Source organism: Methylobacterium sp. WL19, from assembly GCF_008040005.1.
GTDB classification, from domain to species: domain Bacteria; phylum Pseudomonadota; class Alphaproteobacteria; order Rhizobiales; family Beijerinckiaceae; genus Methylobacterium; species Methylobacterium bullatum.
In genome coordinates, this window is record NZ_VRVC01000069.1 from 1 (window position 1) to 26971 (window position 26971).

Genomic DNA, 26971 nt, shown 5'->3' on the forward strand with positions numbered 1-26971 from the left:
GCGCAGGGCCTCGGCGCCGCGCAGGCCCGCGAGGGAGGCGCCGACCACCACCGCATGTCCTTCGGCATTCCTGCTCGTCATCGGCCTTGCCGCTCCGGGTCCTCGACGCGGATCGCCTGGACCGGACAGGATACCCGCGCCCGCTCGATGGCGAGACGGTCGGACGCGGAGGGCGCGGGGTCGTAGAACAAAGCTTCGCGCCCATGCAGCACGAAATGCTCCGGCGCCGCGTAGCAGCACTGGGCGTAGGCCTCGCATCGGTTGAGATCGACGGTGACGCGCAGGGGCGAGCCGTTCGGCGGCGGGGAGGGATCGGGCATGGGGCTCGCTGAGGGAATCACCCGACAAGGTTTCCCGCGTGCCGAGGTTCCGTCGCGAGCGCAAAGGTCGCGCGGGCGCTTCACGACGCGTCGTCGGCCCCGAGCTTCCTGTGCATCACCAGGGCATCGACCAGCCCGAGGCTCGGATGCCGGAACGCCTCGGGCAAGCGGGCGATCCGCGAGAAGCCGAGGCTTTCCCACAGGGCTACCGCGCGGGTGTTGCTGGCGACGACGAAATTGAACTGCATGGCGAGGAAGCCCTGGCGGGTGGCACCCTCGATCGCGTGCCGTCCCATGGCGCGGGCGATGCCGCGACCCACCGCATCGGCATGGGTCATGAACCCGGCATTGGCCACATGGGCTCCGCCGCCCTGCTGGTTCGCCTTCAGCATGTAGGTGCCGAGCACCCTGCCCCCGTCCAGGGCGACGAAGACCTGGTTTGCCGGGGCGAACCAGTAGGCCAGCATGGCCTCGCGCGAGCCGTCGCGGGGCAGCGCATAGGTCTCGCCGGCCCGGATCACCGGCTCCAGGATGGACCAGATCGCATCGGCGTAGCCGGGTTCCGCCGGGCGGATGAGGAGGGGTGTCGTCATGCCGTTCCGATCCTGCCCCAGCCGGGGAGTTTGATCGCGGGGCGGCGCAGGTCGAGCCCCGCGACGAGGCCGAGGAGGTTCAACTCGATGCCCTCGACCCAGCCGACGGTGAGCCCGGCATAGCCGCCCAGGGTCAGCCGAATGCCGGTGCCGCTCGGCGTCCGCTCGACGATGCGGCCCGGCGGCGCCCAGTCCTTCCCCATGGCCGTCGGCGGCAGGATCGCCTGCGCCTCCGGAAGGCGGGCCAGCACATGGGCGGTGAAGCTATTGGAGTTCGGCCCGGGCCAGGCCTGATAGGTGCCGAGCGCCCGGTAGGGATAATCGGCCACCGCCGCGCGGATCGACGGGATGGCGCGGGCCGCATCGTCCCCGTCGAGGGCGAGGACGGTCTGCGGATCGTTGCCGAACCAGCGTCCGTCCGCGGCCCAGCCGTCCGTGCGGACCGGCATCCCCCAGCCGACCACGTCGTAGCGGGTGTAGCGGGCGGCGCCGTCCGGCTTCACCACGATCCAGCTGTGATGGGCGAAGATCCCCCGCCAGCGCCCGACCCGCGCCGCATAGACCCGGACGAGTGCCGGGTCCGACGCTTTGGGCGGGCGCAACAGCCCGGCGCTCGACCAGTCGGCCACCGCCCAGTCCGCCGCACCACCGCCCCGCGCCATCCACCACAGGGCATGGCTGCCGAGCGGCAGAAGAAACAGACCGAGCAGGAGGAGGCCGAACACGCGAAAGATCGCGCCGAGGAGGGACAGGGAGATCACGACGGGGATCTTTGCCCGCGCGAGGCCGCGCGCAAGCGCCGCCTTCGTCGCATCCACAATCATCGCTCGCCGCCGACCGTTTCGGCGATGATGCGCATCGGCCACAGTCGGGTTTCAACCGCGACGCGGACCATATCTCCCCTTGCCGCATGAAACGCACTCAGCAATGAAACATTATAACATAGTGATTTCGGGGCGTGATGCGGATGAGACGATCGAGGATCTGGCTGGCCGGGACGATGCTGTCCGGTGCGGGCCTCACATCCGGCGCGATGATCGCCCCCGCCGCGGCCCAGCAGGCCGAGGCGACGCTCTCGGAACTGAGCGTGACCTCCGCGAGCCCGATCCTCCCCGCCCCCGGCCCTTCCGCCGCAGGGGGCTTTCCCACCGGTGTGCTGCCGGTCGGCGGCGACAGCCTCTCGCCCGTCACGGTGGTCACCCGCTCCGAGATTCAGCGCAACCAGCCCCGCACCCTCGGTGACGCCCTCTCCGACCGCCCCGGCATCTCGTCCTCGACCTATGCGCCCGGAGCGGCTTCGCGGCCGATCATTCGCGGCCTCGACAACGCGCGGGTGCGGATCCAGGAGAACGGCATCGTCAATGGCGGCGTGTCCGATCTCGGCGAGGACCATGCGGTGCCGGTCAACCCGCTCACCGCAGACCGGATCGAGGTGATCCGCGGCCCCGCGACCCTGCGCTACGGCTCGGGCGCCATCGGCGGCGTGGTCTCGTCCGAGAACAACCAGGTTCCCACCTTCATCCCGGCCCGGGGCGTCTCCGGCCAGGTCACCACCGGCTATTCCAGCGTCGATAACGGAAGGCTCGGCGCGGCGAGCGTCGATGCCGGGGCCAACGGCATCGCGGTCCATGCCGACGGCTTCAAGACGGCCACCGATTCCTACGCCATTCCCGGCGGCATCCAGCGCAACTCGGCCACCGAGACGCAGGGCGGCTCCATCGGGATCTCGGCCATCGGCGATCGCGGCTTCGTCGGCGTGTCGTTCAGCCACTACGAGGCGATGTACCAGATTCCCGGAGGCGACGCAGAGGAGGCCCGAACACGGCTGACCCCGAACCAGGATCGCGTGCTCGCCCGTGGCGAGTATCGGCCGCTTCAGGGGCCGTTCGAGGTTCTCCGGTTCTGGGCCGGCGGGTCGGTCTACCGCCATGAGGAGATCGGTATCGCGCATGAGGGTTCCGGGGGGGCGAACGGCCTCGAGGGCGTGCAGGCGATCTTCAAGAACCGCGAGGTCGAGGCCCGGTTCGAGGCGCAACACGTGCCGGTCGTCACCGCGCTCGGCACCCTCACCGGCGCGGTCGGTCTGCAGACCGGCCGGCGCGTCCTCAATTCGCAGCTCGAGAGTTTCCTGCCGGCCACGGAATCGCGTTCCCTCGCCACCTACCTGTTCGAGGAACTGGCGGTCGGGGGCGGCCTGCGCTTCCAGGCGGCGGGCCGCATCGGGAACGACCGGCTCAACAGCACCGCCACGCTGTTCCCCGCCGACTACCTGCCCAATGGCACGGATCCGTCGAGCTCCGCGCTGACGCGCCGCTTCGCCCCCAAGAGCCTCAGCTTCGGCGCGCTGCAGGACCTGCCCTACGGGTTCGTGGCGAGCGTCAACGGCTCCTATGTCGAGCGCGCGCCCACCAGCTACGAGCTGTTCTCGCAGGGGCCGCACGATGCCACCGCGACCTTCGAGATCGGTGACCCGACCCTGAAGCTGGAGCGCGCCCGCACGGTGGAGCTCAGCCTGCGCCGGGCCGAAGGTCCCCTGCGCCTCGACGCCACCGGATACGTCACGCGCTATACCGGCTTCATCTACCGCCGGGATACCGGCAACCGCTGCGACGACGATTTCGCCTCCTGCGGCAGCGGCGACGAGTTGCGCCAGATCGTCTACTCACAGGCCAACTCGACCTTCTACGGCGCCGAGATCGGCGCGCAGCTCGACATCCTTCCCGTCGGCGACGGCTGGGCCGGGATCGAGGCGCAGTACGATTTCGTGCGGGCGCAGTTCGACGACGGTTCCTACGTTCCGCGCATCCCCCCCCATCGCCTGGGTGGCGGTGCTTTTCTGCGGGCGAATGGCTGGTTCGGCCGCGTGAACCTGCTCCACGCCTTCGACCATACCGAGATCGCGCCGTTCGAGACACTGACGCGGGGTTGGAACGATCTGCGCGCCGAGCTGGCGTATACGCAGTCTCTCGATCCGGTGATCTACGGTGCCAGCGAGGTGACGGTGGGGCTCCAGGGTCGCAACCTCCTGGATGACGACATCCGCAACTCGGCCTCGTTCAAGAAGGATGAAATCCTGCTGCCCGGCCGCAACGTCCGGCTGTTCCTGACGGCCCGGTTCTGAAGCCGGTCCCGGTCCCGTCAGGGGACCGGAACGGTCCGGCGCCGGACCGTCGCTCGCCGTGTCGGACAGTTAACTGCCCGCTCGGCGGCAAACCGTGCTAGAACACGGCCAACCCCGCACGAACCCGTGCCCTGGGCAACTCCATGAGGCCCAAGTGGCGAATGCGTTCAAGAGTGGTGCGTCTCAGTCGCGTACCACCAACGATTTCAACGAGCGGGCCAAGCAGCTCTCCGAGCGTCTCGGCGCCATCGAGAAGCCCGCGCAGATGAAGCGCGGCAACGCTCCGCGTCGTTCGTTCAAGGCCGGGCCCCGCCCCGAGGCGGATACGGAGCCCAAGGGCGAAGTCGAGACGACGTCCGAGAAGGACGAGGGCGAAGCCGAGAACGAGGCCTGACACAGGCGCTCTCGCTCGACTTCGGCGTGAGCCTCGGCGACGACGCGAAAGGGCCCGGATAGAAGCACCGGATACGAGATCCGGTACCACCATCCGAGCCCTTGGCGGTCATCGAGACGACGAGGCCTCCCTTACGAGGGATGGCCTATCCAGGCCTTCAGCGACGGGCCTTGGCCTTGCGAGCGGCATAGCGCGCATCGCGCTGGGCCTTCTTCTCGGCCAGGTCGATCGCCTTGCGCTCGGCTGCGAGACGAGTCTCTTCCTCTTCGCGGGCGATCTGGGCGGCGAGCTCCGCCTCTTCGCGAGCGCGCTTCTCCTCGGCAGCCTTCTTTTCGGCGGCGATGCGGGCGGCTTCGCGTTCGCGAGCCCTCTCGTCCCGGGCACGGGCGATTGCGGCGCGGGCCTGGGCCTTGGCAATCATTTCCGGGTCATCCGCCGGGGGACGGGCCTTGAATTTTTCCAGCAGCATCTGCTTGGCGCTGGCGGAGTTCTTACGGCGGTCGTCGAAATTCCTGTAGTCGAAGGCGCTCATCTGACCTTTCTCGGGTGGTGCGTCTCGGCCCGTTCCGCGAGCGGAAGCGCGCGGCGCTGAGCCTTGCTGTGAATCATCGAAGGACGGAATCGAATCGGATAGCCCAATGACTCACGATTCGGCCGGAATCAACTGAAGCCGCCCATGGCAGGGCGGCTTCTTATGCATGTGTTGAACAAAGGCCTCACCGGGAGGGCCCTCGTTCGTCCAGACCTCAGGCGGCCTGGAGGTTGCCGGCGGATTGCTTGCCGGTGCGGCGGTCGTTCTCGATCTCGTAGGACAGCTTCTGCCCCTCGATGAGGTTGCGCATGCCGGCGCGTTCCACGGCCGAGATATGGACGAACACGTCCTTGCCGCCGTCATCCGGTTGAATGAAGCCGTAGCCCTTGGTCTCGTTGAACCATTTCACGGTGCCCGTGCTCATGGATATGTCCTTCTCGCCGTCGGGAGGAACGCGATTGCAGGGGTCGCGCCCTCGTCTCGAATAAAGTGTGGAGGGGCCTCTCGGGCCGCGGTTACGCTACGCGCGGCCGACAGGGCGCAGGGTCTCGGAGATGCGATGGGATCGAAGCGACGGCCCGCGGCAGTTCTGCAGCGACTGCTGGGCGTGCGACCCGGAATGAACCGGCAGGGGATCGTTGAAGACAAGGTCCGATAGGTGAAAGTTAGGGTGCCTGCGATTCTCAGACAAGGCTCCCGGCCGTTCCGGGTTCCCGACATGGCCTGCGATTTCCATCGCGAAAGCGAGCCGACTGAATGACGGACGGGTTCTGCGGCGCGGACATGACGGGGCCCGGCTGCGGCACTGCCTGTGGTTGCCCTCGCCGGGGGCGACGGCTAGGCTTGCCACTCTGCGACATGGGGCGAGGAACGACCTTAACGACCCGGTGAGGGGTCGTCACGGAAGGTTGACCGGCATCGAAGCGGAGGCGGGATGACGGAATCGAAGGTGGGCGGACGAACCGTCGGGGTTGCGCCGTGGCGGATCACGAGGGCGGGTCGCGCTTCGTGATGTCGGGCATGCAGAATTCCAAAGGCAGGGGTTTGAGACACGGTTGCGCGGGCGTGGCCATGGCCGTCCTCGGCGGCGTGTCGATGGCCGCCCTCGCCTCCTCCCCGGCCGTCGCCTTCGACCTGTTCGGCCTGTTCGGCTCCGAGGAGGAGCCGCCGGCGCCGAGCCGCGAGACGCTGCCCTATTCGGTGAAATTCCAGGGGCTCGAGGACGACGACGTTCTACAGGCCCTGCAGGACACCTCCACGCTCTATCGCCTGCGCCAGGACGCGCCGCCCGATGGCGAGGGCATCGTGCGGCGGGCGGAGGCGGACCTTCGCCGCCTGTCCGACGTGCTCTCCGGCTACGGTTACTACCAGGGCAAGGTCGCCATCCGCATCGACGAGGTCGAATTGTTCGGCGAGGCCTCGGTGGCGGCTGCGGCGCGGGCCGCCGAGGGCGGCCGGAACCGGGCCTTGGTGCCCGTGAAGATCGTCGTCGATGCCGGTCCGCTCTACAAGCTCCGCACGGTGGCGGCCTCCGATCCGCGCGGCAACGATTTCCCGTCCGAGGTGCTGCCCGAGCGTTTCGTCCGGGTGGGCGACGACGTCCCCGCCCGCTCGGCCACCGTGCTCGCCCGCGAGGCGAAGATCGTCGATCGCTTCCGCGCCCTGGGCCATCCCTTCGCCAAGGCGGTCTCGCGCGATCCGGTGGTGGATGACGCCGCCCATGTCATGGACGTGCGCTTCACCATCGATCCCGGCCCCATAGCGGGGCTGGGCGAGGTCGCCGTGCGCGGCACCACCGGCATCGACCCGGCGGTGGTGCGCTCCTTCATCTACAGCGAGCCGGGCGACCCCTATTCGCCCAAGGCCGTGGCCGACATCCGCCGGTCCGTCGCCAAGGTCGAGGCCTTGGGCTCGGTCCGGGTGCGCGAGGGCGAGGCGCTCGACGCGCAGGGCAACCTGCCGATCTTCGTCGACGTGACCGAGCGCGACCGCAACCTGATCGGGGTCGCGGCCCGCTTCTCCACGGTCGATGGCCCGGGCATCCGTGCCTATTACGCCAACCGCAACCTGTTCGGCGGCGGCGAGACCCTGCGGCTCGACGCCGACATCTACTATCTCGGCAACGACCTCTACGCTGCGCAGCGCAAGGCCGCCGGGATCGATTCGAACGGCTTGGGCGGCCGGGTCTCGGCGACCTTCGTCAAGCCGGCCCTGTGGGGCACGCGCAACGATCTCGTGGCCAATGTCTTCGCGGGCCGCGAGGCCCAGCAATCCTACGTCTCGGACGCGGCCGGCGGCACGATCGGCATCCGGCACCGGTTCTCCGACACGTTCTACGCGCAGATCGGCATCGACGGTCAGGCCGGCCGCTCGCAGGACGCGCTCGGCAAGGTCGATTACCGCCTCGTCGGCGTGCCGCTGTCGGTGGCCTACGATTCCACCGACAACCTGCTCGACCCGACGCAGGGGTTCCGGGCCACCGCCTCGGTGACCCCCTATGCCGGGTTCCTCGGCTCGGACCCGTCAATCTTCGTCGCCAAGGCGCAGGGCTCGACCTACTACGCCATCGACGACGAGGCCCGCTACATCCTCGCCGGCCGCATCGGCTTCGGTTCGATCTCGGGCGCGAGCCTCGAGGACATCCCGGCCAATATCCGCTTCTTCGCCGGCGGCGGTGGCTCGGTGCGCGGCTTCCCCTACCGCACGCTGGGCCCGCGCGGGCCGTTCAACCTGCCGGTGGGCGGGCGCAGCCTCCTCGAAGCGTCGGTGGAGGCGCGGGTCAAGATCACCGACACGATCGGGATCGTGCCGTTCTTCGACGCCGGCACCGCCTTCGAGGGCAGCCTGCCGGATTTCGAGGAGCGCATCCGCTACGCCGCGGGCCTCGGCCTCCGCTACTATACCGGCATCGGCCCGATCCGCGTCGACGTGGCGTTCCCCCTCGACCGCATCAAGGGGAACCGCGAGCGTCCCGTGGCCCTGTACATCAGCCTGGGGCAGTCGTTCTGATGGAATTTTTCGGACGGGTTTCCGGTCGGTGCGCATCGACCCTCCCCCCTCTGCGGGGGAGGGTGCCTGCGGAGCAGGCGGGAGAGGGGACGACCTCTCCGAATGCGGCGCTCCCCTTTCCCGACCCGCTTCGCGGGCCACCCTCCCCCGCAAAGGGGGGAGGGAGAACGCGCGTCATCGTGGCCGTCATCGGCCTGACCGTCTGCATCGCCGTTCCCGCCACCCACACCCGTGCCGACGACGGCGAGAAGACCGTGCTCGGCGGGCTCCTGTCGAAGGCTTTGTCCACGCCGGGCTCCCAGGTGTCCATCGGTGCCGTGGACGGGGCGCTGTCCTCCAACGCCACGATCCGTGACGTGGTGATCAGCGATCGCAACGGCGCCTGGCTGAAGCTCGACAAGGCGCGCCTGGTCTGGAGCCGCCTCGCCCTCCTCTCGGGTCGCCTGCAGGTGGACAGCCTGGAGATCGGCCGCCTCGAAGTGCTGCGCCGTCCCCTCCCCGCCCCGGTCTCGGCGACGCCGGAACCCGATGGCTCGCTGCTGCCCGAATTGCCCGTGAAGGTGGAGATCACCGCCTTCAAGCTCGCCGAACTCGTCCTTGGCGAGACCGTCGCCGGTCAGCCGGCGCGCCTGTCCGCCGAGGGGAAGGCCAAGCTCGGCGCCCCGTCCGAAGGGCTCGACCTCGACCTGTCCGTGCGCCGCCTCGACGCCACCGGGCAGTTCGTCGCCCGCCTGCTCTTCGTGCCCAAGGGCGAGAAGCTCGAGGTGAAGACCACCCTGGTGGAGGCCGCCGGTGGCCTCCTCTCCAAATTCGCCAATCTCCCCGGCGAGCCGCCGATCAACCTCGATCTCGACGGACGCGGCACCCTCGATGCCTGGAACGCCCGGCTCGATTTCGATGCCGGCCCCGATCTCGGCGCCAAGGGCACGGCCCGCATCGCCCGCGCCGGCGCCGACCGCTCCCTCACCCTCGACCTCTCCTCGCGGATCGAGGGGCTCCTGCCCGGTCCGGCGGCGGCGATCTTCTCCGGCACCACCAAGCTCGACGGCGCCCTGCGCTTTGCCGATAACGGCGCGTTCGGCATCGACCGCCTCGCCCTCGCTTCCCGCACCGCCCGCCTCGACGCGTCGGGCGGCCTCACGCCGGAGCGGGTCGCCGACTTCACCATCTCCGCCCGCGCCGTCCCCACCGAGGGCAGCGTCACCAAGGCGGCCAATGCCGAGCTCGACACCCTCGTCTTCGACGGGACCGTGAAGGGGCCGATCGCGCGGCCACGGGTGAATGGCGACCTCAAGGCGGCGGGCCTGCGCGCGGACGGCAACGTCCTCGAACGGATCGCCGCCAGCCTCGCCATGGAACCCACGGGCGGCGATCCCAGCGCCACCCGCTTCGCGCTCCGTGCGGATGCCAATGTGGAGGGGTTGAAGCTCGCCGACCCGGCCCTGCGCCGGGCGGTCGGATCGCGCGGTGCCTTCACCTTCCGGGGCACCCTCCAGCCCGACGGCGTGGTCGATGTGGCGGCGTTCGATCTCGACGCGCCCACCGCCACGCTCTCCTATGCCGGCCGCGTCGGCCAGAACACGCTCACCGGCACGCTGAAGGCGGGCCTCGCCGACCTCTCCGCCTTCTCCGATGTCGCCGACCGGACCTTGGCCGGCAGCGTCGCCGTGAAGGGGAATTTGAGCGGGGACCCCGCCCGCAAGGCAGTGACCGCCGATGTGGACGCGACGACAAAGGGACTCGTCCTCGGCCTGCCGGCCCTCGACCGGCTCCTGGGCCGCGAGCCGCATTTCTCGGGCAGGCTCTCGCAGGTCTTCGACGGCTACAGTTTCGACGGCGTGAAGCTCGACGGCGCCGAAATGGTGGCCCGGCTGGAGGGCAAGGCCACGGCACGCCTCGCCGACGCCAAGCTCCTGGTGGACGTGAAGACCCTCTCGGCCGTCGATCCGCGCCTTGCCGGCCGCGCCCTCCTCGACGGGCGGCTCTCCGGAACCCTGGAGAAGCCGGACCTCACCGCCACCCTCACCGCCGCGGACGGACGGGCGCTCGGCCGCCCGATCCGGGACGTGCGCGTGGCCGCGACGCTCAAAGACCTCACCGGGGCGCTCGACGGAACGATGGCGCTGGGCGGCGAGATCGGCGGCAAGACCCTGCGCGGGGACGTGCATCTCGCCCGCACGGGTGCGGATTGGTCCCTCGACCGGCTCGCGGTGAATCTCGGCTCGGCCACCCTCGCCGGCAAGGCGGCCGTCGATGCGGCGACCCTCCTGACTCAGGGCAGCGTCACGCTCTCGGCCGCCAATCTCGACGACCTGTCGCCGCTCGCCCTCACGCCGCTGGCCGGAAGCCTCGACGCGACCGTCGCCCTCTCGCGCGAGGGAGGACGCCAGGACGCGTCGGTGAAGGCGAAGGGCGCCTCCCTGCGCTCGGGCGAGATCGGCCTCGCGCAGCTCGACGCCGATCTCACCGGCCGCGATCTCCTCGCCCATCCCGTGGTGGACGGGCGGGTCAATGCCGACCGGGTCATCGCCGCCGGCGAGTCTATCGACACCGTGCGCCTCCTGGCCGTGGGGTCGCCCAATGCCAGCGACATCACCCTCACCGCCAAGGCGCGTGGGTTCGATCTCGACGGTGCCGCCCGGCTGGTTCCGGCCGAGGCCACGCGGATCGAGCTGTCGCGCTTTTCCGCGTCACGCGGCAAGGACCGCCTGGCCCTGGCCGGTCCCGCCACGATCACCCTCGACAAGGGCTCGGCCGTCATCGACGGTCTCGTCATCGCCGCCGGTACCGGGCGGGTCAGCCTCGCCGGACGGGCCGGATCGAATGTCGACCTGAAGCTCGGTATCCGGGCGCTGCCCCTGGCGCTTGCCCGTATCGCCTCACCGAGCCTCGCCCTCACCGGCACCCTCGACGGGGACGCCGATATCCGCGGCACGGCCTCACGGCCGGAAGGGCGCTATGCCCTGTCGGTGGCGAAGGTCGTGACGCCGGAGACGCGCAAGGCCGGCCTGCCGCCCATCGACGCCAAGGCGAGCGGCACCCTGAGCGACGGCCGCGCCGGGATCGAGGGCCGGGTCTCGGCCGGTCGCGGGGCCGAACTGACGCTTGCCGGCTTCCTGCCCGTCTCGGCGGGCGGACCCATCGCCCTGAAACTGCGCGGCACCTTCGACGCGGCCATGGCCAACAGCCTGCTCAGCGTCGGCGGCCAGCGGGTCGCCGGCCGGATCGCCCTCGACGGGGGCGTGTCGGGCACCCTCGACGCGCCCCGTGCCGAGGGTGCCGCCACCCTCTCCGGCGGCAGCTTCACCGATCCGCTCCAGGGCATCGCCCTCAAGCAGATCGAGGGCCGCGTCACCGGGCGCGGCGATACCCTCGTGGTGGAGCGCCTCACCGCGCAGACCCGGAACGGCGGCGGCCTCCAGGCCAGCGGCCGCGTGGCCCTGGACCCGAATGGCGGGTTCCCCGGCACGTTCAAGATCACCGCCGAGCGGGCCGAGCTCGTCTCCAGCCCCATCGTCACCGCCACCGCGAGTCTCAACCTCGCCTTGAGCGGTCCTCTGGCGCGGACGCCGAAAGTGTCGGGGCGGGTCGACCTCGTCTCCGTCGACGTGACCGTCCCCGATCGCCTGCCCGCCACGGTGCAGCCCCTGCCCGGCGTGCGCCGGGTCAATACGCCCGCGGACGTGCGGGCGCGCGTCGATGCGAAAGCCGACCGCAAGGCGAAGGTCGCGGCTCTGGGCAAGCGCAGGAAGGCGCCTCCACCCTTCGACGCGACGCTGGACGTGGCCGTCCATGCGCCGAACCGCATCTTCGTGCGCGGGCGCGGCATCGACGCGGAACTCGGCGGCGACCTGCGCCTCACCGGTACCTCACGCGACCCGGTGGCGGTGGGTGATTTCGCCATGCGCCGCGGCCGTCTCAGCATCATCGGCCAGCGCCTCGACTTCACCCGTGGCCGCCTCGCCTTCAACGGCGAACTCGCGATCCCCGATCTCGACTTCCAGGCCGAGACCAAGGCCGCCGAGGTCACCGCCCGCGTCGCCGTGACCGGCCCGGCCAACCAGCCCGACTTCGTCCTCACCTCCGACCCGTCCCTGCCGCAGGACGAGGTGCTGTCACGGCTGCTGTTCAAGAAGGCGGCCGGGGGGCTGTCGCCGTTCCAGGCGTTGCAGCTCGCCCAGGCGGTGTCGCAGCTCTCCGGCGGTGCCGGCGGCCCGGACGTGTTCGAACAGGCCCGCAAGGGCCTCGGCCTCGACAGCCTCGACGTCTCCACCGGCGCCAGCGGCGGGCCGGCCCTGGGGGCCTCGCGCTACCTCAGCGACCGTCTCAGTGTCGGCGTGAAGGCGGGCGCCAAGCCGCAGGATACCGCCGCCACCGTGGATTACGACGTGACCCGCCGCATCAAGATCCAGGGCGAGGCCGGCAGTGACGGCCGCACCGCCGTGGGGGTGGGCGCAGAATGGGAATATTGACGGCGTCGGAGCGAATGACCGGCACCGGAGCGGTCCCGAAGACGTTACCGACCGGCAGAACTCTCACGGCCACGGCGGCACGACGGCTGACATAGCCTGCCGTGCCGAGCGGAGAGTGCTCGCCACATCGGGAAGGGGCACGCCGAATGATGGGCTGGTTTCGGGCCTTGATGCCGCGGGAGGATCGCTTCTTTGACCTGTTCGAGCGCCATTCCCAGACCCTCGTCGCGGGTGCGGAGGCGCTCCAGGGCGTCCTGAAGGGCGGCGACGGCGTGCCGGACTACTGCCAGGTGATCGTCGACCGTGAGCATGAGGCCGACGCGATCACCGCTGAGGTCCTGCTCGCGGTCCGGCGCAGCTTCATCACCCCGTTCGACCGCGGCGACATCAAGGACCTGATCCAGTCGATGGACGACGCCATCGACCAGATGAACAAGACCGTGAAGACCATCGCCCTCTACGAGATCCGCTCCTTCGAGCCTCTCATGCGCGAGATGGGCGATACCGTGCTCGAGGCGGCGCGTCTCACGGCCGAGACGATCCCCCTGCTCAACGCCATCGGCACCCATGCGGGACGCATCAACACCCTCACCGAGCGCATCACCCGCGTCGAGGGCCGCTCGGACGAGTTGCAGGAGCGTGGCCTCAAGGCTCTCTACCGGGCCCATCGCAAGGATGGCGGCGACGGCGACACCATGGCCTACATCATCGGCGCCGAGATCTACGGGCACCTGGAGGATGTGGTCGACCGGTTCGAGGACGTCGCCAACGAGATCAGCGGCATCGTGATCGAGAACGTGTGACGGGCATGGACGCCGCCTCCCTCGCGCTGCCGGCGCTGGCCGGCCTCATCGCCGTCGCCCTCTTCTTCGACTTCCTCAACGGCCTGCACGACGCGGCCAATTCCATCGCCACCATCGTCTCGACCCGGGTGCTGCGCCCGCAATACGCGGTGCTCTGGGCGGCGTTCTTCAACTTCATCGCGTTTCTGTTCTTTGGCCTTCACGTGGCGAAGACCCTGGGGACCGGGATCGTCGATGCCGGGATCGTCGATCCGCGCGTCATCCTGAGCGCGCTGGTCGGCGCCATCGCCTGGAACATCACCACCTGGGTGCTCGGCATCCCGTCGAGTTCTTCGCACGCCCTGGTCGGTGGCCTCGTCGGGGCGGGCGTCACCAAGGCGGGGCTCGACGTCGTGGTCTGGTCCGGCCTGTCGAAGACGATCGCCGCCATCGTGCTCTCGCCGCTCGTCGGATTTCTGCTCGCCCTCCTCCTTGTGCTGATCGTGTCCTGGACCTGCCGGCGCGCCACGCCGTTCGGGGTCGACCGGAGCTTTCGCCTCCTGCAATTCGTCTCGGCCTCGCTCTATTCCCTCGGCCATGGCGGCAACGACGCCCAGAAGACCATGGGGATCGTCGCGGTGCTGCTCTACTCGCAGGGGCATCTGGGGAGCAGCTTCCACGTGCCGCTCTGGGTGGTCCTGGCCTGCCAGTCGGCGATGGCGCTCGGGACCCTTCTCGGCGGCTGGCGCATCGTCCATACGATGGGCTCGAAGATCACCCGCCTCAACCCGATGCAGGGCTTCTGCGCCGAGACGGGGGGCGCCATCACCCTGTTCCTGGCAACCTGGCTCGGTATCCCGGTCTCGACCACGCACACCATCACCGGCGCCATCGTCGGCGTGGGCGCGGCCCGCCGGACCTCGGCGGTGCGTTGGGGCATCGCCGGCAACATCGTCGTCGCCTGGGTCCTGACCCTGCCCGCCGCGGCCCTCATCGCGGCATGCTGCTACGTCCTGACGGGCTGGCTCGCCTGAACGATCTCGCCCGGCGCGCCTGGAGCCCTGACGCCGCGAACCTCCGCGCGAGACCTCTGTGCGCGTGGTCGGGGGAGATCAGGCACGCCTCACGCTACCGCTGCTGCACGGGGATTGGTGGCAAGTCGTGATGCTCATGGATACTGAAACAGTTTCGCGGTAACGTTTTCGTGAGTTCGGCGTGACAATGCATGGCTTGTCATTATTCAAGTTATCGAGGGGAATCCGAGTTTTTATTTAGGTGTATTGGAATACGCGACCGTTCAGGGAAGATAAATATAAATCACTTTCAAGACGAATTATATTGCACGCAAGTAGTCATGGAATATTAAATAAGACTCTCTATCCGGTTGATATTGCCGTATCGTTTGGGGGGGTATAAGTCATGCGTTTGTCGGTCAAGACCATGCTGATCGGTCTGTTCAGCATCGTCGTTTCGATTTCGGCCGCGCAGGGCTTGGTGGCCCTATACAAGCTCCAAGACATCGGCACGAAGATCGACGTGCTGGTCGACAATGCCGTGCCGTCGGTGACTCAGGCCGACAAGATCAACCGGCTGGTGCTCCGTGTCCGCACGACACAGCTGCGCTACCTGACCGCTCCCAACAGTACGGTCGAACAGGCCGATCTCAAGCTCGCGAATGAGCTGATGCTGGAGCGCAACAAATCGGTTGAAGACTACAAGCCCCTGATCACCGGAGCGGATGAGAAGGCCGCCTACGACGATCTCACTGCCAGGATGGAGATTCTGAAGGCCGATTGGAGGAAGCTCCGTTCCATGCGCGAGACCGACAGGGACCAGGCGCTGAGCTTCTTCCGCGAAGGCAACCACGCGAATTATCGGGCGGTCGCCGACGCGGCCACCCGTCTGGTGGAGATTAATGTGGCGGCCGCCAACGCCGCCGGAGAGGCGGCGCGCAGCCAGCAGGCCGAAGCGATCCGGATCTCGGCCATCATGCTCACGGTCTGCCTCGTGATGGCGGTCTCGGCCATGATCTTCTCGTTCCTCGGCGTGGCCCGCCCGATCGAGCGCATGACCCAGGCCATGCGTCACATCGCCGGCGGTGACGAGACGACCGCCGTGCCCTCCATGGGCCGCCGCGACGAGATCGGCGAGATGGCCCAGGCGGTGGAAGTGTTCCGGACCAACCTGATTCGCACGCGTCAGCTCGAAGAGGACACGGTCCTCGCTCGGGCTTCCGCCGAGGAGCAGCGCCGGGCGGGCATGCGCAAGATGGCCGAGGATTTCGAGACGGCCGTCGGCGGCATCATCGGCATGGTTTCCTCTTCGGCCACCGAGCTTCAGGCCACGGCGCAGGCCATGACGGTGACGGCGACGCAGACCGCGTCGCAATCCACCACCGTCGCCGCCGCCGCCGAGGAAGCCGCCGTCAACGTCAACACGGTGGCCGCCGCCGCCGAGGAACTCGGCACATCGGTGCAGGAGATCGGTCGGCAGGTTTCGAGCTCCGCCACTCTCGCGCAATCCGCCGTCTCCGAGGCCGACACCACGGCGGTGCTCGTGCAGGAACTCAGCGGCGCCGTCAGCCGGATCGGTGACGTGGTGAGCCTGATCTCGACCATCGCCAGCCAGACCAACCTGCTGGCCCTCAACGCCACCATCGAGGCCGCCCGCGCCGGCGAGGCGGGCCGGGGCTTCGCGGTGGTCGCCGCCGAGGTGAAGGAACTGGCCAACCAGACGGCCCGCGCCACGGAGGAGATCTCCCAGCAGATCGGCTACATCCAGGGCGCCACCGGCCAAGCGGTCTCGGCCATCGGTTCGATCACGACGCGGATCCGCGACATCAATGCCGTGGCGACTGCCATCGCGGCGGCGGTCGAGCAGCAGAGCGCGGCGACCCAGGAGATCGTGCGCAACGTCTCGCAGGCCTCGGCCGGTACCAACGAGGTGACGAGCAACATCGCCGGCGTGGCCAGTGCTGCCGAAGAGACCGGAGCCGCCGCGAGCCAGGTGCTCGGCGCCGCTGGCGAACTGTCCCAGCAATCCGAACATCTCACCGGAGAAGTGCACCGCTTCCTCGCCACGGTGCGGGCCGCCTGACCCGACTCCACCGCGCGGACCTGCAAACGGGTCGGGCTCGCGGGAGCCCGGCCCGTTCTCATGTCGACCGACCGGGTTCACCCCCGGAGGGCGAAACCCTCACCGTCCGTCGGCCACTCTCTGTCCCGTCTCGCCGTAGCCGAGGCGGGCTCCCTGGCGGTTGACGCTTCCGAAGCGCAGGACGGCCTGTTCGAGGTAGTCGATCGCATCGATGAGGGCATCCCGCACGGCCCCGACCGTCTCCTCGCCGTCCTCGGGCGGCGTCTCGGCGAGATTGACCGCGGCGATGAGGACCCGGTCACGCTCCTCTTCGATGCGGCGGTCGCGTTCCACATGTCCGCGCACATCGGCATCGAAGGCCTCGATCACCGCCCAGGGCAGTGCGTCCTTCGACGACGATGCGTCGAACGCGCGGGCCTTGCGCCGAGCCTGCGTGGCCGCCGCCCTGACGATGTCGGCAAGCTTGGCATCCATGGTCGGTCTCCTGGGGTGATCGGGTTCGAGGCGCTTTCATTGCCGTGCATCCCCTCGCCCCGCCCGCGGGGAGAGGGGGAAACCAGCCGCTCAGCTCCTCAGCCCCGGTGCCTCCTGGCCGGTGCGCGCGACGTATTCGGTGTAGCCGCCGCCATATTGATGGATGCCGTCGGCGGTGAGTTCGAGGACGCGGTTCGACAGGGCGGCGAGGAAGTGCCGGTCGTGGCTCACGAACAGCATCGTGCCCTCGTAGTTCGCGAGCGCGGTGATGAGCATCTCCTTGGTGCCCATGTCGAGGTGGTTGGTCGGCTCGTCGAGGACGAGGAAGTTCGGTGGGTCGAACAGCATCTTGGCCATGACCAGCCGGGCCTTCTCGCCGCCCGAGAGCACGCGGCAGCGTTTCTCCACGTCGTCGCCCGAGAAGCCGAAGCAGCCGGCCAGCGCCCGCAAGCTCCCCTGCCCCGCCTGCGGGAACGAGCGCTCCAGGTCCTGGAATACGGTGAGCTCGCCGTCGAGGAGGTCCATGGCGTGCTGGGCGAAGTAGCCGAGCTTGACGCTTCCCCCCACCGCGATGCTGCCGTCGTCGGGCGGGGTCGAGCCGGTCACGAGCTTGAGCAGGGTCGACTTGCCGGCGCCGTTGATGCCCATCACGCACCAGCGCTCCCGGCGGCGGATGGAGAAGTCGAGCCCCTCGTAGATGGTGCGGCTGCCGTAGCGCTTGTGCACGTTCTTGATGATGACGACGTCGTCGCCGGAGCGCGGCGCCGGCTGAAACTCGAACGCCACCGATTGCCGGCGCTTGGGGGGCTCCACCCGCTCGATCTTGTCGAGCTTCTTCACCCGGCTCTGCACCTGCGCGGCGTGGGAGGCCCGCGCCTTGAACCGCTCGATGAACTTGATCTCCTTGGCGAGCATCGCCTGCTGGCGCTCGAACTGCGCCTGCTGGTGCGTCTCGTTGAGCGCCCGCTGCTGCTCGTAGAAGACGTAATCCCCCGAATAGGTGGTGAGGGTGCCGCCGTCGATCTCGATGACCTTGGAGACGATGCGGTTCATGAACTCGCGGTCGTGCGAGGTCATCAGCAGGGCGCCCTCGTAGTTCTTGAGGAAGGCTTCCAGCCAGATCAGGCTTTCGAGATCGAGATGGTTGGAGGGCTCGTCGAGGAGCATCACGTCCGGGTTCATCAGGAGGATGCGGGCCAAAGCCACACGCATCTTCCAGCCGCCCGAGAGCTTGCCGACGTCGCCGTCCATCATCTCCTGGGAAAAGCTCAGGCCCGCCAGAACCTCGTAGGCCCGGCCCTCGAGGGCGTAGCCGTCGAGCTCCTCGAACCGGGCCTGGACCTCGCCGTAGCGCTCGACGAGGGCATCCATCTCGTCCATCCGGTCCGGATCGGCGAGGCCGGCCTCGATCTGCTTCAGTTCTGTGGCGACCACGCTCACCGGGCCGGCCCCGTCCATCACGGCGGAGACGACGGAGCAGCCGGCCATCTCGCCGACATCCTGGCTGAAATAGCCGATGGTGATGCCCCGGTCGGTGGCGACCTGGCCCTCGTCGGGCTCCTCCTCGCCGGTGATCATCCGGAACAGGGTGGTCTTGCCGGCGCCGTTCGGCCCCACGAGGCCGACCTTCTCGCCCTTCTGGAGCGCGGCCGACGCCTCGATGAAGACGATCTGCCGTCCGTTCTGCTTGCCGATTTTCTCGAGGCGGATCATGCGCGCATCGGTGTCCTGAGATGTGTCCCGCGGCCTTACGGCATGGAGCGCGGAAGCGGAAGGCGGGCGCTCCCGCCACCATGCGTCGCGTTTGGACACCGCCCGGTCGATCGCGTATCCACGCCCCAGCCCATTCCGTGAGGTGCCCTGCCCCGTGCCGGTCCAGTCGCTGATCCTCTATCCCGATCCAAGGCTGCGCTTGGCCGCCGAGCCGGTCACCGTGTTCGACGACGCCCTGCGGCGGGATGCTGGGGAGCTGGTGGAGGCCCTCTCCCGCGTCTCCGCCATCGGTCTCGCCGGGCCGCATGTGGGCTGGCTCGCCCGGGTGGTGGCCCTGCGCCTGGAGCCGGGCACGCCGGCTTCGATCTACGTCAATCCGCAGATCACCTTCGCGTCGGACGAGACCGCTCCCCAGACAGAGGGCAGCGTCTCCATGCCCGGCGTCACGGACGTCGTGGAGCGGGCGGTGACGGTGCGGCTGCGCTACGACGACCTCGACGGGACCGGGCACGAGATCGAGGCGGAGGGGTTCGAGGCGGCCTGCCTCCAGCACGAGATCGACCAGCTCGACGGCATCTTCTGGATCGAGCGCCTGTCGCGGCTTCGGCGGGAGCGGGCCGTGAAGCGCTATGCCAAAGCGAAGCGGGCGGCATGAGAAACGGGTATCGTCGCCACCTGCCGGCAGCCGTGATCCTCGCCGTCGCGGCAGGATGCCCGCGCGCCGAAGCGCAGCCGGCCAAGCCCCCCGCTCCCCCGGTTTCCGCATCGGCCTCGGCGCCCGCGATCGGCTGTCCGTCGCTCGCCAATCTGCGTCTTCTCCTTCGGCAATCGGGGGGCGACGCGAAGATCGCGGCGGCGACCCTGGCCGATCCCAAGGCCGATCACCTGAGCTGCAACCTCCTCGGCCGCGATACGGTGAATGCCATCACCGACCACGCGGCGCTCAACGGCAACGAGTACGATTGCGTCGGCGTCACCGGGACCAGCATCTGTTCCTGGACCATCGCGGGAACGGTCGTCCCGGTCGATCCCGCGCGCGCGGCCAAGAAGGCGCCTCCCGCCAAAGCCAAGCGCTGACGGCCGATCCTGAACCGCCACAGGTGGCGGACGGCTCATCGGTCGCGGCCGCCGATGCCCCGGGCGCCCTATATTCCCGCCGCTAAAGCAACGCTGGAGGAGGTCACGCCATGATGCCGCAGAAGCGCTGGGGATTCGTCATCCTGCTCGTCATGGCTGCGACGAAGGCGGCCTCGGCCGGCGATGCCTCGCCGCGCGACGTCGTCGCCTGCGATACGTTGGTTCAACTGCGTGTCCTGATGGGACGGACGCCATCCGATCCTGCCGCGGCATCGGCCGATCTCTTCGGTCATCCCGGATGCCGCCGAATAGCCCGTGATCGCGTCGGCGCTCCCGAGCACCGCGCCATGATCGGCGGAGCCCCGTTCGAATGCCTCGCGGTGACCGGGGAGACCTCCTGCCTCTGGATCATGCCGTAGGCGTCGATTCCTGCCGAAGTCGATTCCTGCCGAAACCGGATCTTCGGTGGATAATACCGATGCGCTTTCCGTCGATCCGCCCTAACTTGGCCGTAACGACGGGGGCGGAAATGATGGGCGGAACGGCCGGATCGTGCGGTAGGAATGCGGTGGCGCGCCGGCGAGGCTGGATCGTGGGAATCGCCGTTGTGGGATTGTTGGGAATCGTGTCCCCGACCCATGCCGAGGCCCCGATCAAGAGCCCTCAGGACGCCGCCTGTCGCAACGAGGCGCGCGCGAAGGTGTTCGTCACGCCCGACCCGGGTGGGATCGGGCTCTACGCCATCGGCCGTCAGATCTACTCGGCCTGTATGGCGCGCTCGCAGCCCCGCACCGCTCGTCGGCGGCGCTAAAAGTGCCTCACGAAACTCCCGATCACGGTCGGTCATCGCTCCGGCCATGAAGGCGGAGCGGGAGTTTTGTAAGAGGCACCGAGCTGGGGATCAGACGCTGCGCGGAGCGCCGATGCGTGCCCGCAGACGCAGGCGCAGGTTTTCGTTGGCCGTGGCGTCCGCATCCACCGCGAACATCAGCCGGAGCAGCCGGCTGATCGGGGTCGTGCCGTCCTCGACTGCGGCCTCGACCTGGTCCTGGAGCGCCATCCGCTCGTAAGGACGCTGAGAATCGAAGCTCGACTGGGCCTGCTGCGCCATGGTCTGCGTTCCGTCGCTCGGGGTCATTTTCCCCGGGCGGTTGGCTACGCGAAGACGTCCGCCTCCGCCAGTCCCTTTCGTCGACTATTCATAGCCGACGACCGGTTCTGACGCATTTGTGTCATGTGTGGCTTGCAGAGCGGTTCCAGACAGGACGCTCAGCGCGGGACGATATGGAGCCCGTCATCGGGGAGCAGGTTGCGCGCCGGACCACCGGTTTGCTGCCCGCGCCCCTGCTGGTAATAGGGCAGTTCCGGCCGGCGGTCGTTGTCACTGCCCGAATCGTATTCCCAGGCCTGGTTCCAGGGCGCGCGACCGCCCACGCCGATGCCGCCGGTGGAATCGACCTCCCGCAGCACCGGCCGCTCCCGATAGGGGCCGGCCCCAGCCTCGGCAGCCGAAGAGGCGGCGACCAGGGGCACGGCCATCATCGACACGGCGAACAAGGCGGAGAGGGCGGTCTTCATGGCGGGCCTCGAAAGGGTGGGCCGGGAATCGGCTCGCGTCGATGCGATGACCGTATAACGGCAAAGGTTGTCGCGCCGTTCCTCGCGGGCTGCCTCTCCCTCCCCTCTCGGCATCTCTCCGGCCCGGATTCCGCGCTCCACGTGATCGGTCACGATCGCCACCACCGCCTCGCCTGGCGTCCTCGTTGGCGGGTGCTCTCGGGGACCGGTTCGGCCGCGGCCCCTGAACCCCGTGGCGCAACAAGAAGCCCGACGCCCTGCGAGGGGCGACGGGCTTGAACGGTGCCGCTCGGTGTCAGTGGACGGTCGCGGCGGATTCCATCGGGGCGGCAGCGCGCGGCTTGGCGACCCTGAGCGGCTTGGCGGCCGTGGTGGTGCTCGACGCTGCCTTGGTCGCCTTGGAAGCGGCAGGCGCCTTGGTGGAAGCAGACTTCGCGGAGGCAGGCTTGGCCGATGCGGATTTGGCGCTGGCCGTCCTAGTCCGGCGCGGCGCGGTCTCGGACGGCTGGGCGACGGCCTTTTCGGCAACGGCCTTGGCGGCGGTGCCTGCACTGCGCGAGGCGCGGGGCTTCAGGGTCTTGGCCGGGCTCGGTGCCAGGCTGAGATCGGCGGTCACGGGCTGAACGTAGACCGGCGCCGTGAGGCTCACCGCACGCAGCTCGGCCTCGGCCATCAGCCAATGCTCATCGGCGCGGCCGAACACCCGGCCCTCGCCTTCCCAGATGGAATAGGCGCGCTCGCGCACCTGCTGTTCGAAAGGGATCATCCGCGCTCTCCTCGTGGGTGGTCGCCCCGATGGAAGCGGAGGTTGGTTAATCTCCGGTTAATGCCGCGCTGCAGCGAGGCCGTGTCAGCCCTGCGAGAGCCGCCTCGCATTGGCGCGGACCTTCCGGCGGTATCCGGTGACCATGCTCTGGGTCGAGCCTCCGGTCGCCATGAGCAAGGCCGCTTCGCCGGCCGCCATGATCTTCTCGCTCACCATGCGTTGCGCCTCGATCTGCGCGGCCGGTCCGCCGAGGGACAGCTTTGCGAGGCGAAGGCCGATCACCTGCTGCGATTCCATCGCGAGCAGGGTCGCATCCATGCCGAGCTTCCACCACGCACCGAACATGTCAGTCCTCTCTGCGCCGCCGGGCGCGCCGGCCGCGCTTATGCCATGCGGCCCGTCCTCGCGGTAAGGGCGACCTCGGCCGAAAGGCCGCTGCCGCCTCACGATCTCGCGAACGGGTGCTCGGTCGCGGGCGCTCAGTCGAAGGAGCGCGACTTCGCCGACGATCCGCCGAGGCTGATCTTCTTCGGAGCCGAACCGCCGCCGAGGCTGATCTTGCGCGGCGGCGGGGGGGCGGCGGGATTCGGGGCGGCGGGCCGCGCGGATTTCATCTGCGCCTGGCCGTGGACCACCGAGCCGATCTCGCCTGCGACCCGGACGAGATCGTCCCGCTCGCAGGCACGGGCCACCGAGAGGCCGAGCTGATGCATGTGGCTCTTGCCGTAGAGGTAGACCGCGAGCTTGGCGCGGGTGGTGGGAGGGATCTCGGCGAGGATCTCGGGCAGATCCTCGGGCTCGGCGCGATAGACCGCCCCGAGGAGATCGAGGGAGACCGGGCAGGCCGGATCCGGCTCGGCGCCGCTGGTGGGATGCGACTGGGTCATGGAGTACCTGTCTGGCTGGTTGAGCTCTGGGCGAGGATATCGGCCGGGGCCGTGTCGCCGGTGGCGGGCGGCTCGGGCGGTGTCGTCTGCGCCCGGACGATGGCATCCTCCGGGCGCGGTTGAGAAGTGAGCCGCGCCGCCGGACGCTCCGGCTGCAGACAGCCGCTGCAGACGGAGGCGATCGCGATGCGGGCGCGGCGATCCGCCCGCTCCCACACCGCTTCGCGCGCGGCCCGGGCCCGTGCCACCTCCTCCGCCGACGGCATTCCGCTGCCCGCGCCGATCTCGGCCGGAGCGGCGTCCGGAGGCCTGATTCTCAGGAGGAGCGGTTCCTGAGCCAGAACCGGCGATCCCGCAAGAGCCCAGGCGAAAGAGGATGCGGCGAGCCGGCAAGCGAGGATCGTGCGGCCCATCGGCTCCTCAATCGGGTCGACAGACCCCTTGTCCAACGCCGGAACGATCGTCGGCACAGGGTTAACATGAGCTTAACGCGAAGACGACCTCGCCCTTTGGGCTCCCCCGGTCTGACCCGGCACCGCTGTGCCTCTCCATCGAGTGGGAGCGTCTTGCGAGGGGGAGCGTCTTGCCCGTCCTACGCCGGGCGGCCCGGAACGGGTTCCGGACGCCTCGCCTGCACAAGACCGGATCGGGGAAATCGGCGACAATGCGTAAGGTTCGAACGCGCAGCCGCTGGACGAAGGCCCCTCTTTCCTTCTACGGGAAGAGGCGCAGGGCCTGTAGCTCAATGGTTAGAGCCGACCGCTCATAACGGTCTGGTTGCAGGTTCGAGTCCTGCCGGGCCCACCACTTGCCTTCTAAGTACCTGTGGTGGCACAAGATACTGATGGAAAACAGCTTCTCAGACGCGACTGTGACACACGACTGTGACACATTGAGCAGTGAACCTGTGGCCCACCACCCCAATCTCACGACCCGCGAAGGCACGTTCTATCTCCGCATGCGGGTGCCGGTGGATATCGCCCGTGACGTCGGGCGGTCACATCTCGTTCGCAGCCTTCGGACGAAGGATCGGCGCGTCGCGCTTACCCGGTTTCGCATCGAGCAAGCGCGGCTGGAGCGAGAGTGGGAGACGGTGAGGCGGCAGCGCTCAGAAATCGCTCATACGCGGCAGCTTCTCGTATCCGGCCGCCTAGAGAGGCTGGCACCGCGCGAAATCGAAGACCTTGCCGTCCGGTGGTTCGAAGAAGCCGTGCAACAAGTTGCACGCTCGCCCGAAGAGAGGGACGAGCTGCGTTTTGTGGATTGGGATGTGGTCCTGGCCGATGCGCGGGCGGAGGGCCAAATCCTCGAAAGCCCCCGGCCGGACGATTACCTCGAAGCGGTGCGGGCGACGACAGATCAAATCCTACTGCGCGCTGGCATGCCTCCGGAGCCGCACGGTCCTGGAAAGCTGCGCCGTTCGGTGCGCCGGCCGAACGTTGACTGGAACGGCGATCCCTACCGCCGATTGGCAAGCGTGGTGCGGCGCGCCATGCTCGCGCTCAACGCCCGACAAGTGGCCGCCCTCGCGGGCAGCACAGGTAGCAAAGGCGATCCACTCTTCGACGGCACGCCGCGACCTGATGCGCAGCCTAAACGGACGCTGGACGATCTCATCCGCGCTTTCGAAAGCGACCCCGGTCGGGGCTCGCGTACCGGGAAAACGAACGCGGACTATGGGATGGTCTTCCGCGCCCTCCGAGAGTTGGTCGGTACGGACATGGACGTCACCGGGCTCTCGCGCGACCACGCTAAGCAGGTTCGTGACCTGTTCCGGGCGCTACCACCGAATGCGACGAAGCGGTTCCCCGCCTTCTCGCTGGCGCAGGCTGCCGAGACTGCAAAGCGTGAAGGGCTGGCTCCGCTCAACACACAGACCGTGAACTCGCACATCACGAAGATGGCAACGCTCTTCAATTGGGCCGTCCGGGAGGAGTGGTTGAGCAAGAATCCCGCCGCTGGGCTAACGATTGAGGAAGCCCCCCAAGCGAAGCGGGAGCCGTTCTCGCTTCAACAAATGTGGGCCATTTTCAACGCGCCGCTCTACACCGGATGCACTGACGACGAGATAGGCTACGCCAAGGTTGGTTCTCTCCGCCCACGCCGTGCACGATTTTGGGTTCCAATCCTGAGCCTGTTCCATGGGCTTCGGCTGAATGAGTGCTGCCAGCTCGCGCCGGATGACATTGCGGAGCGCGATGGGGTTCCGGTCATCCTGGTACGGGCGGCAGAAGCCACACAGCGGGTTAAGAGCAAGGCGGGAACCCGCATCGTCCCGCTACACCCGGAAATCCTCGCCATGGGTTTTCTCGACTTCGTAGCGGACGCTCGAAAGGCGTCCCAAGGTAGGCTGTTCCCAGAGTTGAGCGCGGATAGCCGTGGCTACTTCTCCGACGCGTTTCAGAAGTGGTTCGCTCGTTTTTTGAAGAGCTGCGGCGCAGCGAAGGCCTCGACCACATTCCACTCCTTCCGACACGGCTGGGCCGACCGACTTCGCGAGGCTGGCGTCCCAGAGGATCGTCGGCGGGCCTTGGGCGGTTGGGCCGACACTGGAGTTGACGCCGGCTACGGCCGTGGGTTTCCGACGAAAATGCTCGCTGAAGACATTGCAAGCGTCAAATTTCCAGGACTTTCTCTCGAACACTTAAGGGTCTGAGTAGCCACTGGCTGAGCTATGCATATTATATGGTAAATTTCTGCATCAATACTTACGGCGCATAGCAGGAATTATTGACATTGTGCTCGTGAGCCGTCTCAGTTGAGCAAACTCAACGGGAGGCACTGTTATGCCCACAGGTCGCGAAATTCTCTACACCATCCGCATGCGCAACGAGGCGCGCGCTGCGATACGGCAGCTCAGTTCGGACTTGCAGGCACAGGGCACCACCCTCCGGCAGGTTGCCCGGCAGATGGCGGATGCCCAGGCGCAGGCGAACAAGATGGGCTCCGCCATGTCCGGCGCGGCCCGTAACGCCGGGCAGCTCGCCACGGCTGTGCAGGGCGCCGATACCACGATGCGCAGCGCTCAAGGCGTCACGGTGTATCGTCAGCGCCTCATGGCGCTCCAAGGCACTCTTGCCGCTCTGCCAACGCAGTTCGCTGCCGCGTCGGCCGCCGCTGCCGCATATGCCAGCACCACGCCTCCGCGCCTTCCGGCGACCGGGGCCGGTGGCGGCGCGTCTCCGCCAACGACTCCTCCGCCCGTGAGCCCGGTTGCTCCGACGATCCTCCCGCCAGCGTCTTCCCCCTCGCCGGCCCCTACGTCCCCGAACGATACCTTCACCGCCGCTGCCCAGCAGAACGCCGCGCGTATGGCGCGCCTGCTTCAGGCCGCACGTGTCGCCCTTGCGCAGGTTGGGCAGGAGGCATCGAACACCGCCACGAAGCTCCGTGAGTCGAGTAGGGCCGCAAATGGCCTTGGAGGCACCGCCAGCGGCATCAAAAATCTGGCGGCTACCCTTGCCACCCTAACTGCCAATGCCTCTGTATTCGCTTCCCTGCGAAAGGAGGTGGCCCGACTGGACACGGCCCTGGCATCCACCGCCGGGCTCGGAGCCTACCGGGCGCAGCTCGCCAGCCTCAGCGCCTCGCTTGTCCAGCTCCAGGGCGACTATCGGAAGGTGATCGCGCTCGCACAGCGCATGGCCGGTTTGGGCGGCAACGGACCCGTTCCACCTGTCCCGATCCCGGCCCCCGGTCCCATACCTGCGCCAACCCCGGCCCCGCGCCCGGCTGGAGGTGGTAGCGGAACCAGCAACGGTTCGGCCGGAAGCACCCGCAGTCAGCTCGATTTCAACCGCGCGCTCGGAGAGACACAGTCCCGCATTGGACAGGTGCGCTCGGCCTTGGCCGCCTTCGCGATCCTATCGGCGACGGCCTTCGGCGCGCGGCGCGTGCTTGGTCTCGCCGACGAATACACGAAGGTCATCAGCCAGCTCAAACTGGTCACCGACGGCACTCAGAACCTTACGGACAGCTACGACGCCTTGCTCGCGGTCTCGAACCGAAACCGCACTTCCATGGCGAGCACTGGCCTGCTGCTGGTTCCGTGGACACGATCCTAAGCTAATTGGGCCTGTTTTTCGAACTCGATTGGGCTGACGTAGCCGAGGGTCGAGTGTCGGCGGGCCGGATTGTAGAAGCGTTCGATGTAGTCG

The 26971-nt window shown here is 68.3% G+C and carries 27 protein-coding genes and 1 tRNA gene; 14 read left to right on the top strand and 14 right to left on the bottom strand.

The window, feature by feature from the left end; translation table 11 throughout:
* Positions 1 to 77 precede the first annotated feature (77 nt).
* From FV220_RS14595 to FV220_RS14605, 3 genes are all read right to left on the bottom strand, one after another.
* Positions 78 to 320 (bottom strand): ferredoxin, encoded by a 243-nt coding sequence (locus FV220_RS14595; protein ID WP_147832194.1) that lies wholly within the window; start codon positions 318 to 320, stop codon positions 78 to 80.
* 80 nt (positions 321 to 400) lie between these two features.
* Positions 401 to 913 carry a GNAT family N-acetyltransferase gene (locus FV220_RS14600; RefSeq protein WP_056141992.1) on the bottom strand — a complete coding sequence of 171 codons (513 nt, stop codon included), beginning with the start codon at positions 911 to 913 and terminating at the stop codon, positions 401 to 403.
* On the bottom strand, positions 910 to 1737 hold the full coding sequence (locus FV220_RS14605) for a DUF3750 domain-containing protein (RefSeq protein WP_244474454.1): 828 nt from the start codon (positions 1735 to 1737) through the stop codon (positions 910 to 912). Before FV220_RS14605 ends, FV220_RS14600 begins: the two co-directional genes overlap by 4 nt.
* Positions 1738 to 1913: 176 nt before the next feature.
* Between FV220_RS14605 and FV220_RS14610 the strand changes: the two genes are divergently transcribed.
* Together FV220_RS14610 and FV220_RS14615 are read left to right on the top strand one after the other, a co-directional pair.
* On the top strand, positions 1914 to 4034 hold the full coding sequence (locus FV220_RS14610) for a TonB-dependent receptor (RefSeq protein ID WP_147832223.1): 2121 nt from the start codon (positions 1914 to 1916) through the stop codon (positions 4032 to 4034).
* 154 nt (positions 4035 to 4188) lie between these two features.
* On the top strand, positions 4189 to 4428 hold the full coding sequence (locus tag FV220_RS14615; protein ID WP_018043860.1) for a hypothetical protein: 240 nt from the start codon (positions 4189 to 4191) through the stop codon (positions 4426 to 4428).
* Between the two features lie 157 nt (positions 4429 to 4585).
* On the opposite strand, the gene FV220_RS14620 is transcribed toward FV220_RS14615, so the two are convergent.
* Positions 4586 to 4960: a DUF6481 family protein gene (locus tag FV220_RS14620; RefSeq protein WP_018043861.1), complete on the bottom strand. Its 375-nt coding sequence runs from the start codon at positions 4958 to 4960 to the stop codon at positions 4586 to 4588.
* A gap of 214 nt (positions 4961 to 5174) precedes the next feature.
* On the bottom strand, positions 5175 to 5384 hold the full coding sequence (locus tag FV220_RS14625) for a cold-shock protein (RefSeq protein ID WP_018043862.1): 210 nt from the start codon (positions 5382 to 5384) through the stop codon (positions 5175 to 5177).
* A gap of 647 nt (positions 5385 to 6031) precedes the next feature.
* On the opposite strand from FV220_RS14625, the gene FV220_RS14630 reads away from it, so the two are divergent.
* From FV220_RS14630 to FV220_RS14650, 5 genes are all read left to right on the top strand, one after another.
* The gene (locus FV220_RS14630; protein WP_147832225.1) at positions 6032 to 7969 is read left to right on the top strand and encodes an autotransporter assembly complex family protein; all 1938 of its coding nucleotides are present in this window, start codon (positions 6032 to 6034) and stop codon (positions 7967 to 7969) included.
* Entirely contained in the window at positions 7969 to 12441 is a 4473-nt protein-coding gene (locus tag FV220_RS14635; protein ID WP_348642091.1) for a translocation/assembly module TamB domain-containing protein, read from the top strand. Before FV220_RS14630 ends, FV220_RS14635 begins: the two co-directional genes overlap by 1 nt.
* A 146-nt stretch (positions 12442 to 12587) precedes the next feature.
* The gene (locus FV220_RS14640) at positions 12588 to 13244 is read left to right on the top strand and encodes a DUF47 domain-containing protein (RefSeq protein ID WP_147832198.1); all 657 of its coding nucleotides are present in this window, start codon (positions 12588 to 12590) and stop codon (positions 13242 to 13244) included.
* Positions 13245 to 13249: 5 nt separating this feature from the next.
* On the top strand, positions 13250 to 14257 hold the full coding sequence (locus tag FV220_RS14645; RefSeq protein WP_147832200.1) for an inorganic phosphate transporter: 1008 nt from the start codon (positions 13250 to 13252) through the stop codon (positions 14255 to 14257).
* Between the two features lie 385 nt (positions 14258 to 14642).
* A complete protein-coding gene (locus FV220_RS14650) occupies positions 14643 to 16319 on the top strand; it encodes a methyl-accepting chemotaxis protein (RefSeq protein ID WP_147832202.1) in 1677 nt (558 codons plus the stop codon).
* 99 nt (positions 16320 to 16418) lie between these two features.
* On the opposite strand, the gene FV220_RS14655 is transcribed toward FV220_RS14650, so the two are convergent.
* Both FV220_RS14655 and FV220_RS14660 read right to left on the bottom strand, forming a co-directional pair.
* Complete coding sequence (locus FV220_RS14655; protein ID WP_147832204.1) at positions 16419 to 16793, bottom strand: hypothetical protein; 375 nt, start codon at positions 16791 to 16793, stop codon at positions 16419 to 16421.
* Positions 16794 to 16883: 90 nt separating this feature from the next.
* On the bottom strand, positions 16884 to 18506 hold the full coding sequence (locus tag FV220_RS14660) for an ABC-F family ATP-binding cassette domain-containing protein (protein WP_018043869.1): 1623 nt from the start codon (positions 18504 to 18506) through the stop codon (positions 16884 to 16886).
* Between the two features lie 154 nt (positions 18507 to 18660).
* Between FV220_RS14660 and FV220_RS14665 the strand changes: the two genes are divergently transcribed.
* The 4 genes from FV220_RS14665 (at position 18661) to FV220_RS14680 (ending at position 20394) form a co-directional block, all read left to right on the top strand.
* Complete coding sequence (locus tag FV220_RS14665) at positions 18661 to 19161, top strand: peptide deformylase (protein WP_147832206.1); 501 nt, start codon at positions 18661 to 18663, stop codon at positions 19159 to 19161.
* Entirely contained in the window at positions 19158 to 19583 is a 426-nt protein-coding gene (locus tag FV220_RS14670; protein WP_244474455.1) for a hypothetical protein, read from the top strand. Before FV220_RS14665 ends, FV220_RS14670 begins: the two co-directional genes overlap by 4 nt.
* Positions 19584 to 19693: 110 nt before the next feature.
* Positions 19694 to 20002 (top strand): hypothetical protein, encoded by a 309-nt coding sequence (locus FV220_RS14675; RefSeq protein ID WP_147832208.1) that lies wholly within the window; start codon positions 19694 to 19696, stop codon positions 20000 to 20002.
* Between the two features lie 206 nt (positions 20003 to 20208).
* Entirely contained in the window at positions 20209 to 20394 is a 186-nt protein-coding gene (locus FV220_RS14680; protein ID WP_244474456.1) for a hypothetical protein, read from the top strand.
* Positions 20395 to 20484: 90 nt separating this feature from the next.
* On the opposite strand, the gene FV220_RS14685 is transcribed toward FV220_RS14680, so the two are convergent.
* The 6 genes from FV220_RS14685 to FV220_RS14710 form a co-directional block, all read right to left on the bottom strand.
* Complete coding sequence (locus tag FV220_RS14685; RefSeq protein ID WP_238254168.1) at positions 20485 to 20721, bottom strand: hypothetical protein; 237 nt, start codon at positions 20719 to 20721, stop codon at positions 20485 to 20487.
* Between the two features lie 131 nt (positions 20722 to 20852).
* Positions 20853 to 21161, bottom strand: a complete 309-nt coding sequence (locus tag FV220_RS14690) for a hypothetical protein (RefSeq protein ID WP_147832210.1) — start codon at positions 21159 to 21161, stop codon at positions 20853 to 20855.
* A gap of 295 nt (positions 21162 to 21456) precedes the next feature.
* Complete coding sequence (locus FV220_RS14695) at positions 21457 to 21927, bottom strand: DUF2934 domain-containing protein (protein WP_147832212.1); 471 nt, start codon at positions 21925 to 21927, stop codon at positions 21457 to 21459.
* 84 nt (positions 21928 to 22011) lie between these two features.
* Positions 22012 to 22272, bottom strand: coding sequence for a hypothetical protein (locus FV220_RS14700; RefSeq protein ID WP_147832214.1), 261 nt, complete (start codon positions 22270 to 22272; stop codon positions 22012 to 22014).
* A gap of 134 nt (positions 22273 to 22406) precedes the next feature.
* A complete protein-coding gene (locus FV220_RS14705) occupies positions 22407 to 22814 on the bottom strand; it encodes a hypothetical protein (RefSeq protein WP_018043878.1) in 408 nt (135 codons plus the stop codon).
* Positions 22811 to 23227 (bottom strand): hypothetical protein, encoded by a 417-nt coding sequence (locus FV220_RS14710; RefSeq protein ID WP_147832216.1) that lies wholly within the window; start codon positions 23225 to 23227, stop codon positions 22811 to 22813. Before FV220_RS14710 ends, FV220_RS14705 begins: the two co-directional genes overlap by 4 nt.
* 318 nt (positions 23228 to 23545) lie before the next feature.
* Here FV220_RS14710 and FV220_RS14715 point away from each other — a divergent pair.
* From FV220_RS14715 to FV220_RS14725, 3 genes are all read left to right on the top strand, one after another.
* Positions 23546 to 23621, top strand: a tRNA-Ile gene (locus FV220_RS14715).
* 37 nt (positions 23622 to 23658) lie between these two features.
* The gene (locus FV220_RS14720) at positions 23659 to 25470 is read left to right on the top strand and encodes a site-specific integrase (RefSeq protein ID WP_147832218.1); all 1812 of its coding nucleotides are present in this window, start codon (positions 23659 to 23661) and stop codon (positions 25468 to 25470) included.
* Between the two features lie 130 nt (positions 25471 to 25600).
* Complete coding sequence (locus FV220_RS14725) at positions 25601 to 26878, top strand: hypothetical protein (protein WP_147832220.1); 1278 nt, start codon at positions 25601 to 25603, stop codon at positions 26876 to 26878.
* Here the strand turns inward: FV220_RS14725 and FV220_RS26500 are convergent.
* On the bottom strand, positions 26875 to 26971 hold a 97-nt coding region (locus FV220_RS26500), incomplete at its 5' end, for an IS3 family transposase (protein WP_348642059.1). The genes FV220_RS14725 and FV220_RS26500 overlap by 4 nt on opposite strands.